General features: G+C 73.5%; 17 protein-coding genes. 7 read left to right on the forward strand and 10 right to left on the reverse strand.

The annotated features are described in order from the left end of the window. Window positions 1-2: 2 nt before the first annotated feature. The gene (locus ABZ452_RS06890; RefSeq protein WP_357939725.1) at window positions 3-563 is read right to left on the reverse strand and encodes an XRE family transcriptional regulator; all 561 of its coding nucleotides are present in this window, start codon (window positions 561-563) and stop codon (window positions 3-5) included. Window positions 564-631: 68 nt separating this feature from the next. On the opposite strand from ABZ452_RS06890, the gene ABZ452_RS06895 reads away from it, so the two are divergent. Continuing rightward, on the forward strand, window positions 632-1411 hold the full coding sequence (locus ABZ452_RS06895; protein ID WP_357939727.1) for an AzlC family ABC transporter permease: 780 nt from the start codon (window positions 632-634) through the stop codon (window positions 1409-1411). Continuing rightward, complete coding sequence (locus ABZ452_RS06900) at window positions 1405-1713, forward strand: AzlD domain-containing protein (protein WP_357939729.1); 309 nt, start codon at window positions 1405-1407, stop codon at window positions 1711-1713. The genes ABZ452_RS06895 and ABZ452_RS06900 overlap by 7 nt, the downstream gene beginning before the upstream one ends. 58 nt (window positions 1714-1771) lie before the next feature. On the opposite strand, the gene ABZ452_RS06905 is transcribed toward ABZ452_RS06900, so the two are convergent. The 3 genes from ABZ452_RS06905 to nadA all read right to left on the reverse strand — a co-directional run bounded on the left by ABZ452_RS06905 (window position 1772) and on the right by nadA (window position 5192). Further along, on the reverse strand, window positions 1772-2371 hold the full coding sequence (locus ABZ452_RS06905) for a DUF3043 domain-containing protein (protein WP_357939731.1): 600 nt from the start codon (window positions 2369-2371) through the stop codon (window positions 1772-1774). A gap of 75 nt (window positions 2372-2446) precedes the next feature. After that, complete coding sequence (gene murA / locus ABZ452_RS06910) at window positions 2447-3802, reverse strand: UDP-N-acetylglucosamine 1-carboxyvinyltransferase (RefSeq protein WP_151463225.1); 1356 nt, start codon at window positions 3800-3802, stop codon at window positions 2447-2449. Window positions 3803-4016: 214 nt separating this feature from the next. Further along, window positions 4017-5192, reverse strand: a complete 1176-nt coding sequence (gene nadA / locus ABZ452_RS06915) for a quinolinate synthase NadA (protein WP_357939734.1) — start codon at window positions 5190-5192, stop codon at window positions 4017-4019. A gap of 43 nt (window positions 5193-5235) precedes the next feature. On the opposite strand from nadA, the gene ABZ452_RS06920 reads away from it, so the two are divergent. The 3 genes from ABZ452_RS06920 (at window position 5236) to ABZ452_RS06930 (ending at window position 8105) form a co-directional block, all read left to right on the forward strand. Next, entirely contained in the window at window positions 5236-6396 is a 1161-nt protein-coding gene (locus tag ABZ452_RS06920) for a glycerate kinase (protein WP_357939736.1), read from the forward strand. A 166-nt stretch (window positions 6397-6562) separates the two neighbouring features. Next, a complete protein-coding gene (erpA, locus tag ABZ452_RS06925) occupies window positions 6563-6931 on the forward strand; it encodes an iron-sulfur cluster insertion protein ErpA (RefSeq protein WP_107079767.1) in 369 nt (122 codons plus the stop codon). A 199-nt stretch (window positions 6932-7130) separates the two neighbouring features. Beyond that, on the forward strand, window positions 7131-8105 hold the full coding sequence (locus ABZ452_RS06930) for a carbohydrate kinase family protein (RefSeq protein WP_357939738.1): 975 nt from the start codon (window positions 7131-7133) through the stop codon (window positions 8103-8105). Between the two features lie 43 nt (window positions 8106-8148). Here ABZ452_RS06930 and ABZ452_RS06935 read toward each other — a convergent pair whose 3' ends face one another. Together ABZ452_RS06935 and ABZ452_RS06940 are read right to left on the reverse strand one after the other, a co-directional pair. Further along, window positions 8149-8376: a sulfurtransferase TusA family protein gene (locus ABZ452_RS06935; protein ID WP_357939740.1), complete on the reverse strand. Its 228-nt coding sequence runs from the start codon at window positions 8374-8376 to the stop codon at window positions 8149-8151. Then, window positions 8373-9524 (reverse strand): aminotransferase class V-fold PLP-dependent enzyme, encoded by a 1152-nt coding sequence (locus ABZ452_RS06940; protein ID WP_357939742.1) that lies wholly within the window; start codon window positions 9522-9524, stop codon window positions 8373-8375. The genes ABZ452_RS06935 and ABZ452_RS06940 overlap by 4 nt, the downstream gene beginning before the upstream one ends. A 171-nt stretch (window positions 9525-9695) precedes the next feature. Here ABZ452_RS06940 and coxB point away from each other — a divergent pair, with 171 nt between their 5' ends. Continuing rightward, window positions 9696-10667, forward strand: a complete 972-nt coding sequence (gene coxB / locus ABZ452_RS06945) for a cytochrome c oxidase subunit II (protein WP_357939744.1) — start codon at window positions 9696-9698, stop codon at window positions 10665-10667. Between the two features lie 10 nt (window positions 10668-10677). Beyond that, the gene (locus ABZ452_RS06950) at window positions 10678-11103 is read left to right on the forward strand and encodes a cytochrome c oxidase subunit 4 (protein WP_357939746.1); all 426 of its coding nucleotides are present in this window, start codon (window positions 10678-10680) and stop codon (window positions 11101-11103) included. 920 nt (window positions 11104-12023) lie between these two features. Here ABZ452_RS06950 and ABZ452_RS06955 read toward each other — a convergent pair. From ABZ452_RS06955 to ABZ452_RS06970, 4 genes are all read right to left on the reverse strand, one after another. Then, window positions 12024-12251 carry a hypothetical protein gene (locus ABZ452_RS06955; protein WP_357939748.1) on the reverse strand — a complete coding sequence of 76 codons (228 nt, stop codon included), beginning with the start codon at window positions 12249-12251 and terminating at the stop codon, window positions 12024-12026. A 119-nt stretch (window positions 12252-12370) separates the two neighbouring features. After that, the gene (gene trpD, locus ABZ452_RS06960) at window positions 12371-13417 is read right to left on the reverse strand and encodes an anthranilate phosphoribosyltransferase (protein ID WP_357939750.1); all 1047 of its coding nucleotides are present in this window, start codon (window positions 13415-13417) and stop codon (window positions 12371-12373) included. Between the two features lie 139 nt (window positions 13418-13556). Continuing rightward, window positions 13557-13955 (reverse strand): hypothetical protein, encoded by a 399-nt coding sequence (locus tag ABZ452_RS06965; protein ID WP_357939753.1) that lies wholly within the window; start codon window positions 13953-13955, stop codon window positions 13557-13559. A 70-nt stretch (window positions 13956-14025) separates the two neighbouring features. After that, complete coding sequence (locus ABZ452_RS06970; protein WP_357939755.1) at window positions 14026-14979, reverse strand: cytochrome c oxidase assembly protein; 954 nt, start codon at window positions 14977-14979, stop codon at window positions 14026-14028. Window positions 14980-15063: the final 84 nt, after the last annotated feature.

Here is a 15063-nt window from a genome sequence, read left to right on the forward strand (position 1 = left end):
GCTCACGGGTGTTCCATGACGAGCACGGCGAAGGTGCCGGGGGCCAGTGCCTCGTACCGGTGCGGGGTGTCGCCGGGGAAGGTGGCGTAGTCGCCCGGCCCCAGCTCGACCAGGTCGGTCTCGGGGCCGACGCGCATCCGCCCGGCGGCGACCACGACGTGCTCGACGCTGCGCGGGGTGTGCGCCTCGGCGAGCCGTACCGCCCCGGGTTCCAGCTCCATCACGTAGACGTCCCGCCGGGTGTGCGGCGCGCCGGCGGCGAGCAGGGTGGCCGAGAAGTCGGCGTGTTCGGAGCGGATCCGGGGCCCCTCGCCGGCCCGCACCACCCGGACGGCGGCGGTGGGCGGTTCGACAAGGCGGCTGAACGGCACGCCCAGCGCCACGCCGAGGGCCCAGAGCGTCTCCACGCTGGGATTGCCGGCCCCGGACTCCAGCTGCGACAGGGTGGACTTGGCGATGCCGGCGCGGCGGGCCAGCTCGGTCAGCGACAGGCCCGCCCGGTCGCGCTCGCGGCGCAGGGCGGCCGCGATCGTGGCGAGCGGGGGAGCGGGGTCGATCGCCATGTGTTCGCTCCAACGGTCGGTTTGTTCGGTTTGACGAACGCGGGTCCTTGCGTTCAGGATAATGGACCATGCGTACGGCATATCGAACGGGCGACGCCCGGGTGCTCCGCGACGTCGCCGCCATCGGCGCGGCGATGCTCGCCGTGGGCGCTTCCTTCGGTGCCGTGGCCGTGGCCGCCGGCCTGCCCGCCTGGGCCACCCTCGCCATGTCGGTGCTGGTCTACGCCGGCGGCGCCCAGTTCATGGCCGTGGGCCTGATCGCGGCCGGCAGCCCGCTCGCGGCGGTCCTCGCCGGCCTGCTCCTCAACGCCCGGCACCTGCCGTTCGGCCTGGCCCTCGGCGGCGCACTGGGCTCCCGGCGCCGGCAGCGATTGCTCGGCAGCCACCTGATGACCGACGAGGCGACCGCGTTCGCGCTGGCCCGCCCGGCCGGGCCGGGGCGGCGGCGGGCGTTCTGGCTCGCCGGGGTGCTGCTCTTCCTGGCCTGGAACGCCGGCACCGGCCTCGGCGTGCTGGCCGGCGGCGCGGTCGGCGACCCGGCCGCCCTGGGGCTCGACGCCGCCTTCCCGGCCGGGCTGGCCGCCCTGCTGCTGCCCAGCCTGCGCGACCGGGAGACCCGCCGGGTGGCGCTCACCGGCGCCGGGCTGGCCGTGCTTGCCACCCCGCTGCTGCCGGCCGGGCTGCCGGTGCTGCTCGCACTCGCCGCGCTGGTCCTGCCCCTGCTGGGCCGCCGGCGGTCGACCGGCGGGCCGGGCGACCCGGGTGCCGCACCGGACGATCCCGGCGGCGGATCGGCGGACGGCGACGGGGCCGGACGGGTCGTGCGGGCCGGGGAGGTCCCGTGCTGATCGCCGTGATCCTCGCCCTGGCTGCCGGCACCTACGGCTTCCGCGTCGCCGGCGTGCTGCTGCGCGACCGGCTGGACCTGCCCGACTGGTCCCGCCAACTGCTGCCGGTCGGCGCCGCCGCGCTGCTGGCCGCGCTCGCCGCCACCGCGACGCTGACCGAGGCCGGCGGCTTCGCCGGCTACGCCCGGCCCGCGGGCGTGCTGGTCGGCCTGCTGCTCGCCTGGCGCCGGGCGCCCTTCGTGCTGATCGTGGTCGCGGCGGCGGGCACCACCGCGCTGCTGCGCCTGCTCGGAGTGGCCTGACGACGACATCGGCCCCTCCCCGCCGAGGCGGGAAGGGGCCGACTCCGGGCGGGCCCGGTCAGATCTTGTCGCCGACGTTCACCCGGGGCGCGGGGGCGCGCATCTTGCGGAACGTGATCGACCGCATGATCGCGTAGAAGTAGAGCGAGCCGAGCCGCTCGGTGCTCTTGGGGTAGCGCTCGCGGACCAGCTTCTTGATCTTCCGCGCGATCAGCACCGAGTCGACCACCACACCGAGCGCCAGCGCGCCCCACAGCACGTTCGACAGCAGCCGGACGATCGGCGGCATGGCCTGGTTGGAGCCGAGCAGCACGATCAGCGCGCCGCCGAAGAACCAGGTGCCCACCGTACGCCGGGAGTCGACCACGTTGCGGGCCAGCAGCCGCTCCGGGCCCCGGTCGCGCGGGCCGCCCTCGCGCCGGAACTCGGCCGCGGACTCGGCGCGCGCCGCGCGGCGCTGCTCCCGGGCCTCCTCCTTGGTCAGCGGCTTCGCGGGCCCGGCGGGGCGCCGGCCGGCGGCCGGGCGCTTCGGGGTCTCGCGCCCCTTGGCGGGCGTGTAGCCCCGCGACTGGGCGGCGGCGGACGCCTCGTCGGTCGTCACCGGGGTGACGGACTCCTCGACGAGGTCGGTGGGCTTACGGCGAAACAGCGACGGCACGCCGGCAAGGGTAGCCAACCAGCCGCGCCCGGTGCACATCGCGGGTGCACCGGGCGCGGTAAGTCGGGTGTGACCTCAGGGACGCTCGACGTGCGCGCCCAGGTCCGCCAGCTTGGCCTCGAAGTCCTCGTAGCCCCGGTTGATCAGGTCGACGCCGTAGACCCGGGAGGTGCCCTCGGCGGCCAGGGCCGCGATCAGGTGGCTGAAACCGGCCCGCAGGTCGGGGATCACCAGGTCGGCCGCGTGCAGCTTGCTCGGGCCGGCGATCACCGCGGAGTGCTTGAAGTTGCGGCGGCCGAAGCGGCACGGGGTGCCGCCCAGGCAGTCCCGGTAGACCTGGATGTTGGCGCCCATCGAGTTCAGCGCCTCGGTGTAGCCGAGCCGCTGCTCGTAGACCGTCTCGTGGACGATCGACAGGCCACGGGCCTGGGTCAGCGCCACGACGAGGGGCTGCTGCCAGTCGGTCATGAACCCGGGGTGCACGTCGGTCTCCAGCGCCACCGCGTTCAACTCGCCGCCCGGGTGCCAGAACCGGATGCCGCCCTCCTGGCCCGGCCCGCCGCCGCGCGGCGGGCGGAGGTCGGTCACCTCGTACTCGCCGCCGACCGAGCGGAAGATGTTCAGGAAGGTCATCATGTCGGCCTGCTGGGCGCCGAGCACCTCGACGTGCCCCCGGGTGGCCAGCGCGGCCGCCGCCCAGCTCGCCGCCTCGATCCGGTCCGGGATCGGCCGGTGGGTGTAGCCGCTGAGCCGCTTCACACCCTGGATCTCGATCACCCGGTCGGTGTGCACCTTGATGATCGCGCCCATCTTCTGCAGCACGCAGATCAGGTCGATGATCTCGGGCTCCACCGCCGCGTTGCGCAGCTCGGTGACGCCCTCGGCCATCACCGCGGTGAGCAGCACCTGCTCGGTGGCGCCCACGCTCGGGTAGGGCAGGGCGAACTTGGTGCCGTGCAGCCCGTTCGGCGCCGACAGGTGCAGCCCCTCCGGGGTCTTCTCCACGGTCGCGCCGAACTCGCGCAGCGCCTGGAGGTGGAAGTCGATCGGGCGCGGGCCGATGTGGCAGCCGCCCAGGTCGGGGATGAAGGCGTGACCGAGCCGGTGCAGCAGCGGGCCGCAGAACAGGATAGGGATCCGGCTGGAACCGGCGTGCACATTGATCTGGTCGGTGCTGGCGCTCTCGACGTTGGACGGGTCGAAGACCAGCTCACCGTCCTCCTCGCCGTCGCTGACCTTGACGCCGTGCAGGCCGAGAAGCCCGCGGACGACCTCCACGTCGCGGATCCGGGGCACGTCGAACAGCCGGCTGGGGGTGTCGCCCAGCAGGGCGGCGACCATCGCCTTGGACACGAGGTTCTTCGCGCCGCGCACGCGGATCCGCCCTTCGAGCGGAGTGCCTCCGTGTACGACCAGGACGTCGTCGGTCAACGCAACCTCCAGCGCGTTGGTGCTGCCGTGTAGATGAGTCAGGTGCACGATCTGCATCGCTACCCGAAAGGCGGCCCGGTCAAAACGGTCCGCGTGCATCGTCGCCCCGGCAGCATAGCCCTCCGTGACGAGAATGGAATCGGTCACATCACCAGCGAGGGCACGAACCGGGGATTCCGGTGCGTTTCCGTACCAGTGATGTGACCGAGGGTGATCAGGCGCCCGGAAGGGCGAGCATCTGGTCCAGCGCGGCCCGGGCGTGTCCGGCGGTGTCCGGGTCCACGGTGATCTGGTTGACCACCCGGCCGGCGACCAGCTCCTCCAGTGCCCAGACCAGGTGCGGCAGGTCGATCCGGTTCATCGTCGAGCAGTAGCAGACCGCGCGGTCGAGGAACATGATCTGCTTGTCCGGGTGGGCCAGCGCCAGCCGGCGGACCAGGTTCAGCTCGGTGCCGACCGCCCACGCCGAGCCGGCCGGGGCCGCCTCGATGGTCTTGATGATGTATTCGGTCGAGCCCACCTGGTCGGCGGCGTTGACGACCTCGTGCCGGCACTCCGGGTGGACCAGCACGTTGACCCCCGGCACCCGCTCGCGCACGTCGTTGACGCTGTCGAGGGTGAAGCGGCCGTGCACCGAGCAGTGCCCCCGCCACAGGATCATCTTGGCGTCGCGCAGCTGCTCCGGGGTGAGCCCGCCGTTCGGCTTGTGCGGGTCGTAGAGCACGCAGTCGTCCAGCGAGAAGCCCATCTCCAGGACGGCGGTGTTGCGGCCCAGGTGCTGGTCGGGGAGGAAGAGCACCTTCTGCCCCTGCGCGAACGCCCAGTCCAGCGCGCGCTTCGCGTTGGACGAGGTGCAGACCACGCCGCCGTTCCGGCCGACGAAGCCCTTGATGTCCGCCGAGGAGTTCATGTAGGTCACCGGGACGGTGTCCGCCGCGACGCCCAGCTCGGTCAGCACGTCCCAGGCGGTCTCGACTTGCGACAGCACCGCCATGTCGGCCATCGAGCAGCCGGCGGCGAGGTCGGGCAGGATCACCTTCTGGCGGTCCGAGGTGAGGATGTCGGCGCTCTCCGCCATGAAGTGGACACCGCAGAAGACGATGTACTCCGCGTCGGGGCGGGCCGCCGCCTCCCGCGCCAGCTTGAACGAGTCGCCGGTCACGTCGGCGAACTGGATCACCTCGTCGCGCTGGTAGTGGTGGCCCAGCACGAAGACCTTCGTGCCGAGCGCGGCCTTCGCCGCGGCCGCCCGGGCCACCAGGTCCGGGTCGCTCGGCGCGGGCAGGTCACCCGGACACTCCACGCCACGCTCGGTGGCGGGGTCGCTGCCGCGGCCGAGGAGCAGCAGCGCAGTGGCGGTGTTGGAGGGCTCAACCCAGGTCGAAGTCACGCCCCCATGGTCCCACAGCGGGGCGGCCGTGCGGCCGCCACGGATGTGGCCTGCCACACTGCTGGGCATGCGCGTGCTGCTCTGCCCGGACAAGTTCGCCGGCACGCTGCCGGCCCCGGAGGTGGCCGCCGCGGTGGCCGAGGGCTGGCGGGAGGTCGCCCCGACCGACGAGCTGCTGATCCGGCCGCTGGCAGACGGCGGCCCGGGGTTCGTGGCGGTGCTCGGCGAGGCGCTCGGCGGCCGGCGGCTGCCGGTGCCCACCGTCGACCCGCTCGGCCGGCCCGCCACCGGTGAGATCCTGCTCACCGACGACGGCGTGGCCTACCTGGAGAGCGCGCAGGCGTGCGGGCTGCACCTGCTCTCCGCCGCCGAGCGGGATCCCAAGGCGACCACCTCCTACGGGCTCGGCCTGCTGGTCGCGGCCGCGGTGGAGGCCGGGGCGGCGACCGTGGTGATCGGCCTGGGCGGTTCGGCCACCAACGACGGCGGCGCCGGCATGCTCACCCCGCTCGGCATCACCCCGCTGGACGGGGCCGGCCGGGCCCTGCCGTACGGCGGGGCGGCCCTCGCCGCGGTGACCGCGCTCGACGGCGCGCCCCGGCTCCGCGGCGCGGCGCTGGTCGCCGCCACCGACGTCGACAACCCGCTGCTCGGGCTGCACGGCGCCAGCAACGTGTACGGCCCGCAGAAGGGCGCCACCCGCGAGGACGTGCTGCTGCTCGACGCCGCGCTGGAGCGCTGGGCGGCGGTGCTGGAGAAGGGCCTGCCGGGCTGCCCGTCCGGGCTCGGCGCGCTGCCGGGCGGCGGCGCGGCCGGCGGCCTCGGCGCGGCGGTCCTCGCGCTCGGCGGCCGATGCGAGTCCGGCATCGGCCTGGTCACCCGGGCCATCGGCCTGGACGCCGCGCTGGACGCCGTCGACCTGGTGATCACCGGCGAGGGCTCCTTCGACCACCAGTCGCTGCGCGGCAAGGTGGTCGCCGGGGTGGCCGGGGCGGCCCGCGACCGGGGGGTGCCCTGCGTGGTGCTGGCCGGCCGGGTGAGCACCGGGCGGCGGGAGGCCGCCGCGGCCGGCGTCACCGAGGCGCACAGCCTGGTCGAGCACTTCGGCGGGGAGGAGCGCGGGGGAGTGGAGGCGGCGATGGGCCGCCCGGCGGAGGGCCTGCGCGCGCTCGGGGCCCGCCTGGCCCGCCAGTGGAGCCGCTGAGTCCGCCCTGGCCTGCGGCGCGGCTCACGCGGCGCGGCTCGTGCCACCGGAGGTGCCGCCCGCCCGGGCGGCGTACGATCGGATCTGGACCACACCGGGAATCATTGGCGGACGCGCGGCGTTGGCCAGTGCGTCCGGACCCCATACCGCGCAGGGAGACTTCCACGTGACCACGCCAGCGCAGACCGAGTCGACCGAGGCCAAGGCCCCCAGCACCGTCGTCCTCACCGACGTCGCGGCGCAGAAGGTCAAGGCCCTGATCGAGCAGGAAGGCCGTGACGACCTGCGGCTCCGGGTCGCCGTGCAGCCGGGCGGCTGCTCCGGCCTGCGGTACCAGCTGTTCTTCGACGAGCGGTCGCTCGACGGTGACGTCGTCACCGACTTCGGCGGTGTCGAGGTCGTCGTCGACCGGATGAGCGCCCCCTACCTGGCCGGCGCCACCATCGACTTCGCCGACCGGATCGACGCCCAGGGCTTCACCATCGACAACCCGAACGCCGGCAGCTCCTGCGCCTGCGGCGACTCGTTCAGCTGAGTCGACGGGGCCGACGACGCCTGCCTGACGGCGGGACCATCCCTCCTGGGGTGGTCCCGCCGTTTTGTCGTGCCGTCCGGGTGTCCGGGCGGTGACGTCGGGGCGTGCGGGGGACGACCGGTTGTCGACCGACCCCGTCCGGCCGGGCGGGGCGACCGGTAGGCTGACCCGCGCCGTGCTCCCGACCACGAGGGTTGACATGAAGATCGCCGTGACCGGCTCGATCGCGACCGACCACCTGATGAGCTTCCCCGGTCGCTTCGCCGACCAGCTCATCGCCGACCAGCTGGACAAGGTCTCGCTGTCCTTCCTCGTCGACGAGCTGGTGCTCCGGCGCGGCGGCACCGCCGCGAACATCGCCTTCGGCATGGCCCAGCTCGGGCTGCGCCCGGTGCTGCTCGGCGCGGTCGGCGCGGACTTCGCCGACTACCGGTCCTGGCTGGAGCGGCACGGCGTCGACTGCGACTCGGTGCACGTCAGCGAGATCGCGCACACGGCCCGCTTCGTCTGCACCACCGACACCGACATGTGCCAGATCGCGTCGTTCTACGCGGGCGCGATGAGCGAGGCCCGCAACATCGAGCTGGCCCCGGTGGCGCAGCGGCTCGGCGGCCTCGACCTGGTGCTGGTCAGCGCCAACGACCCGGCCGCGATGATCCGGCACTCGGCGGAGTGCCGGGAGCGCGGCTACTCCTTCGTGGCCGACCCCTCGCAGCAGCTCGCCCGGATGGACGGCGCGGACGTCCTCGGCCTGGTCGACGGCGCCGACTACCTCATGACCAACGAGTACGAGAAGTCGCTGCTGCAGAGCAAGGCCGGGCTGACCGACGCCCAGCTGCTGGACCGGGTGAAGGTGCGGGTCACCACGCTGGGCAAGCAGGGCGTGGAGATCGCCGGGCGCGATCTCGGCACCATCCACGTGCCGATCGCCCGGGAGATCCAGGCGGTCGACCCGACCGGCGTCGGCGACGGCTTCCGGGCCGGCTTCTTCGCCGCGCTCAACTGGGGGGTCAGCCTGGAGCGCGCCGCCCAGGTCGGCTGCCTGCTCGCCACGCTGGTGCTGGAGAACTTCGGCGGCCAGGAGTACGAGGTCCGCCGGGACCTGTTCGTCAAGCGGCTCGCCGAGTCGTACGGCGACGCGGCCGCCGAGGACGTCCGCCCGCACCTGCAGTGACCGCCCTTCCGGGGATCCTCGCCCACCTCCGCTGAGCCGTGGGTCAGTGGCTGCGGCGCACGTCGTAGCCGGGCCCGTCCGGGTGCGCGGCCACGAACTCCTGGCCGCGCATCCGGCACCAGGCCGGGATGTCCACGGCCGCGGCGGGGTCGTCGGCGAGCACCCGGATGACCGCGCCGACCGGCAGGTCGGGCAGCCGGCGGGCGAGATTGATCACGGGCAGGGGGCAGCGCTGGCCCCGGCAGTCGAGCACCTCGTCCGGCTCGCTCACAGCCCGGTCACCCCCGCCTCGGCGCGCAGGCCGGCGACGATGCCGGGCAGCTCGGCCAGGAACCGGTCGACGTCGGCCTCGGTGGTGTCCCGGTGCAGCGACACCCGGACGTTGCCGTGCGACAGCACCCCCATGGCCTCCAGCACGTGCGACGGCCGCAACGTCGAGGACGTGCACGAGGAGCCGGACGACACGGCGAAGCCCCGCCGGTCCAGCGCGTGCAGCAGCGCCTCGCCGTCCACGTAGAGGCAGGAGAAGGTGACCAGGTGGGGGAGGCGGTCCACCGGGTCGCCGACCACCTCCACGTCCGGCACCTCGGCCGCCACCCGGGCGCGGATCCGGTCGACCAGCGGCCCGAGCCGGGCCGCCTCGGTCGCCGCGTCGGCCGCCGCCGCGCGCAGGCTCGCCGCCGCGGCCACCACCGCCGGCAGGTTCACCACCCCCGGGGTACGCCCCGACTCCCGCTCGTCGGCCGGGAACGGCGACTCCCAGCGGGTGCCCTTGCGCACGACGAGCAGGCCCACCCCGGGCGGCCCGCCCCACTTGTGCGCGCTGGCGCTCAGCACCGACCAGCCGGCCGGCAGCGGCGCCCGGCCGGCCAGCTGCGCCGCGTCGACGTACAGCGGCACCCCCGCCTCGGCGCAGAGCTCCGCCGCCGCGGGCACCGGCTGCACCGTGCCCACCTCGTGGCTCGCCCCGATCAGGGCGGCCAGGGCCACGCCGGGGGCGGCCACCGCCGCCGCCCAGGCGTCCAGGTCCACCCGGCCGAGCCGGTCCACGGGTACGCCCACCGCGTCGCCCCCGTCCGCCACGTGCCGCTCCGCGGCGTGCAGGACCGCCGAGTGCTCGATCGCCGAGTGCACCAGGGCCGCCCCGGCCCGGCGCCGCCCCGACAGGCCACCGAGCACGGCGGCGTGCGCGGCCGCCGTACCGCTGGGGGTGAAGGAGAGTTCGTCGGCGCGGACGCCGAGGGTCTGCGCGGCGGCCTCGCGGGCGGCGTCGAGGAGCTGGCGGGCCCGGCGGGCCTGGCCGTAGAGCTTGGCGGGGTCCGCCCACCCGTCGTCGAGCGCGGCCAGCAGCGCCTGCCGCGCGACCGGGTGCAGCGGGGCGGCGGTGGCCGCGTCCAGGTAGACCGGGGATGCGCTCACGAAGGTCCACGCTATCGCCCCGGTACGCCCAAGATCCCCCCGATGGGGGCGGACAGTGACCCCAAGACGGTCAGGCCCGCCATGGTCGAGTAATCTGCGACCGTCGGTGACGCCTTTGCCGTCGGTGTCGAGCGAAACAATCACCGCGGCGCGCTAGGGAGGCAGGACCAGGTGGTCGCAAGGAGTTCGGAGGTACGGCCGTCGGCCGTACGGCACAGCGCTTCCTCGGGGGCCGGCGGGGGCCGGCGGCGTGGTGCTGGTCGACTCGCCGGGCTCGGTCTCGGTGGAGCCGCGCTGCTGGTTCTGCTCACCGGCTGCGACGTCGGCAAGACGTTCGGCGGGTTCGGGTGGCCGCAGGGCGGCATCACGCCCGAGTCGCACCGGATGTACGACCTGTGGATCGCGTCCTGCATCGCGGCCCTCGCGGTCGGCGTGTTCGTGTGGGGCCTGATCTTCTGGTGCGTGATCCGCTACCGGAAGCGCGGCAACGAGCTGCCGGTGCAGACCCGCTACAACCTGCCGATGGAGTTCCTCTACACCATCGCGCCGATCCTCGTGGTGTCCGTGCTCTTCTACTACACCGCGGTGGTGCAGACCGACGTGGTGAAGGAGTCGAAGAACCCCGACGTCACCGTCGAGGTCGTCGCCTTCAAGTGGAACTGGCAGTTCAACTACCGCGACGGCCAGGGCCGCGACGCCAACACCGTCGCCTCGGTGCTGGGCACCAGCGAGGTCATCCCGGTGCTGGTCCTGCCGAGCGGCAAGTCGATCCGGTTCGAGGAGCAGTCCCGCGACGTCGTCCACTCCTTCTGGGTGCCGGAGCTGCTGTTCAAGCGTGACGTCATGCCGGGCAACGTGCGCAACACCTTCGAGGTCTCCAGCCTGGACCAGGAGGGCCACTTCGTCGGCCGCTGCGCCGAGCTGTGCGGCAGCTACCACGCCTTCATGAACTTCGAGCTGCGGGTCGTCTCGCCGGAGAAGTACGAGCAGTTCCTGGCGGCCAAGAAGGCCGGCAAGTCGACCCAGGAGGCGCTCCAGGCGATCGGTGAAGACCCGTACGCCACCGAAACCAAGCCGTTCAAGACGCGGCGCAACACGGCCAACTTCAACCCGTCCGACGCGACGGCCGGCGCGGGAAGCTGAGGGGTCCGGCATGAAGACCGAGTGGAAGATCTTCCTCATCATCGCGACGTTCCTCCTCGGCGCGGCGATTCTCTACGGCGCCTGGACGTACGGCGAGGGCGGCCGGGTCGAGTGGGTCGGCACCGTGGCGCTGCTGCTGTCCTTCCTGCTCTGCTCGATGTGCGGCGGCTTCTTCTGGTTCGTTTCGCGCCGCATCGACCTGCGTCCCGAGGACCGGGCGGACGGCGAGATCGCCGACGGCGCGGGCGAGATCGGCTTCTTCAGCCCGGGCAGCTACTGGCCGTTCGGCCTGGCCCTGGCCGCCGCGATCGCCGGTCTCGGGCTGGTCTTCTGGCAGTTCTGGCTGATCGGCCTGGGCCTCGTGACGGTCGTCTTCGCGGCCTGCGGCCTGCTCTTCGAGTACTACTCCGGCACCCGCCGCACCGCCGAGCACTGACCCGAACATCAGCGGAAGGCCCGCGCCCCCTCCGGGGCCGCGGGCCTTCCGCTTTCCCGCCCGTCACTCGCCCGCCACGTCTCTTGTCGCCCGCGCCGAACCTCACGATCGCCCGATGGCCAGCCCCGCCGAGCCGTTGGTCGAGCCGTTGGTGACGTCAGCTCGAAAGGCGCGCGAGCGCCACAGGCGGTCGACCGCCTCCCATTCAGTGCCTACGAACTTGATGTCGTAGGTGAATCACCACCGCACCGCTGTGGGCAGGCCGGCTGAGTCGTTCACCTCGTCAAGTTCGTAGTGGCTTCTGCGCCATGACGGGGCAGGCCCCGATGCTGCTAGGAACTTGATGTCGTTGGTGAATCACCGCCGCGCCGCTGTGGGCGGGCCGGGTGAGTCATTCAGGTCATCAAGTTCGTAGCGGCTCCTGCGCCATGACGGGGCAGGCCCCGACGCCGCTAGCAACTTGATGTCGTTGGTGAATCACCACCGCGCCGCTGTGGGCGGGCCGGGTGAGTCGTTCGCGTCATCAAGTTCGTAGTGGCTCCTGCGCCATGACCGGGCAGGCCCGGACGCCGCGAATCGCACGCCCGGGGCCTGCCGGATCGGCGGGTTGCTGTTCGCGGGCCGCCGCACGAGCGGTCAGTGACGAAGATCCGCCAACATGTTGTCGTCGACCAGACCGTGCGCGGGACTGGTGGAGCCTAAGTGTCAACGGACGCTGAGCTGACGGCCCGTCCGGCGTGGCGGTTGCGCCCGGCGCGCAGCGGGACCAGTACCTGCCGTTCTGGGTGATCCGGGACCAGTTGGCGGAGTGGGATTCGTCGGGTGCTGTCCGGTGCGGGGTCGGCCCGGGAGGCGGCAGAGCGGCCAGGCGGCGCGGCGGTCGGGCGGCGCGGCGGTCAGGCGGCCTGGCGGCGCGGCGGTCAGGCAGCCTGGCGGTCAGGCGGCGCGGCGGTCGGGCCGGCGGGTGTGGTGCCGCGGCGGTTGCCCAGGCGCGGGGCGCGGAAGGCGAAGGTGGCGATGAGCACAGCCGCTCCGCAGCCGGTGCAGACCAGCTCGGGGCAGTCGGCGCCGTGCCCGTCGACGCAGGGGGGCGCCTCGAACGCCACGACGCCCTCGCAGGTGTCGCAGTAGAGCTCGCGGTCCGACACGGGCGTCTCCTCTCGTTCCGGTGCCCGCCGGGAACCGGCGGCGCCATCGGCGGAAAACGGAAAATTACTCCCGTGTAGTTTGGCACGCCGGTCCGACAGAACCCGGACAGCACCCGGGCTCAGAGCGTGCCGGCCACCTCGAGCCAGCGCTCCAGGGCACCGGCCGCCGCGCCCGAGTCGACCGACTCGGTCGCCCGGACCAGGCCGGCGCGCAGCGCCTCGTGCAGGTCGCCGTCGAGCGGGCCCTGCGTGGCCAGCGCGACGGCGGCGTTCACCAGAACGGCGTCGCGGACCGGGCCGGTCTCGCCGGCCAGCAGCCGCCGGACGACACCCGCGTTGTACGCGGCGTCACCGCCGCGCAGGTCGGCCAGGGTGGCCCGGGGTACCCCGAGCTCCGGCGCGTCGAGCAGCGCCTCCCTGACAACCCCCTGCTGCGCCACCCAGACGCGGGTCGGCGCGCCGGTGCTGAACTCGTCCAGCCCGTCCTCGCCGCGCATGACGATCACCGAGTCGCCGCGGGCGGCGAAGACGGCCGCCATCACCGGGGCCATCCGCGGGTCGAAGCAGCCCACCGCGCCGGCCCGGGGACGGGCGGGGTTGGTCAGCGGGCCGAGGAAGTTGAACGCGGTGGGCACGCCGATCTCGCGGCGGACCGGGCCGGTGTGCCGCATCCCGGGGTGGAACCGGGCGGCGAAGCAGAAGCCGATGCCGGCCTCGGTCACGCAGCGCGCCACCTGTTCCGGGTCGAGATCCAGCGGGACGCCCAGGTATTCCAGCACGTCGGCCGTGCCGCACGAGGAGGAGGCGGCCCGGTTGCCGTGCTTGACCACGCGGACACCGGCCCCGGCGACCACCAGCGCGGCCATCGTGGAGATGTTCACCGTGTGGGCGAGGTCGCCGCCGGTGCCCACCACGTCCAGCGCGGCGGCCCGGATCTCCTCGGGGAGCGCCACCGGGACCGCCCGGGTCAGCATCGCCTCGACCAGGCCGCCCAGCTCGGCGGGCGTCTCGCCCTTGGTGCGCAGGGCCACGGCGAAGCCGGCGATCTGGGCCGGCGTGGCCGAGCCGGCCATGATCTCGCCCATCGCCCAGGCCGTGTCGGCGGTGGAGAGCTCCTCGCCGCGCAGCAGCGCGTTGAGCAGAAGCGGCCAGGTCCGTTCGCCCATGGCGGGCCTCCCGAGCGGGCGTGAGAGCGGGTGTGGCGTTCCGAGGCGCCGGTACCACGGCCGCGTCGCCGTGGCGCCGGGACGACGGCTCCGGGCCGCGGCGTCAGACGCGCCGGGGCGGGAGCCGTCGCGGGGTGGCTCAGGCCGCGGCGTGGGTGCGCCGCAGCAGCTCGGCGACGGTGGTGCCGGCGGTCACCGGGTCGAGCGGGTGGGTCAGCGTGGCGTCGACCTCGGCGTACGCGGCGAGCCAGCGGTCGGCGGCGCGGGCCAGCACCACGCAGGTCGGCGGGGCGTCGTCGCGGTCGTCCTTGATCTGGCGGGCGATGCCGAGGCCGCCGCCGGGGCTCGCCTCGCCGTCGAGCAGCAGCAGGTCGATCTCGTAGTCGTCGACCAGCCGGACGCAACCGTCGTAGTCGGCGGCCTCGACGAACTCGATCTCGATTCCGGGGGCGGGCCGGGTGCCGACGGCGAGTCGCATCCGGTCCCGGACCTTCGGGTCGTCGCTGTAGAGCAGGACGGTGCAAAGACGATCGCTCATCGTGACGTGACTCCCACCTCGTAGCTGCCCGCTGATCGTAGCGGGCGTCACATCCGTACCGGATGGGTGGTCAGGCGCTCGCTTCCGCGGCGCGCTGGCGGGCCTCCTGGCGGTCCAGCTCGCGGTCCAGCCGGCGGGCCTCCCGCTCGGACTGCTTGATCCACTGGACGACCAGCACGGCCAGCATGGTGACGCTGACGAACTCGCCGCCGGCCCACAGCACGCCACCGGCGACGACCTGGTCGTTGAACGGGTCCGACCAGCTCAGGTGCAGCGACGGGTACCAGTCGCCGCCGAGCAGCGTGGTGCTCTGCATGATCGTGAGCCCGAGCACGGTGTGGAACGGCACGGAGAGCAGCATGAGCAGCGCCCGCGCCGGGTACGGCCAGCGCCCGGGCAGCGGGTCCAGGCCGAGCAGCGGCCAGAAGAACACGCAGCCGGTCATGATGAAGTGCGCGTGCACGAGTTCGTGCGCCCACTCGTGCCGGAGGGTGATCTCGTAGAGGCCGGTGAAGTAGAGGGCGAACGGGTTCACCACGAAGATGGCGAACGCCACCAGCGGGAAGCTGTAGACCCGGGCGACCCGGCTGTGCACGATCGCCAGGAGCCGCTTGCGCGGGCGCACCGGCAGGGTGCGCAGGGCGAGCGTCACCGGGGCGCCGAGCGCCAGGAAGATCGGTGCGATCATGGACAGCACCATGTGCTGGATCATGTGCACCGACAGCAGGGCGGTGTCGTAGGCGCCCAGCCCGCTGACGGTGACCGCGGCGATGCCGCCGAGGCCCGGGAAGAGGAAGCTGACGGTACGCACCACCGGCCAGCGGTCGCCCCGCAGCCGCAGCCGGTACACCCCGTAGAGGTAGAGACCGGCGGCGAGCACGAGGCCGAGGGTGAGCCAGCTGTCCAGCCGGGTCTCGGTCAGGACGCGGGCCACGGTGAACGGCGGCGGGACGGCCTCGCCCCCCGCCGCGAGTGTCGCCGGAGCCACCGAGGTGGCGGCGAAGATCGGATCGACATGCAGCACGCTTTTCAGCGTAGGTCAGGCGAAGCGGGCGACCCCGATCGGGCCACTGATGGCACAGGTTTGCCACCCCGCTGATCGTCGGTC

This window comes from Micromonospora sp. NPDC005707 (assembly GCF_040631005.1).
Classification (GTDB): Bacteria; Actinomycetota; Actinomycetes; order Mycobacteriales; family Micromonosporaceae; genus Micromonospora.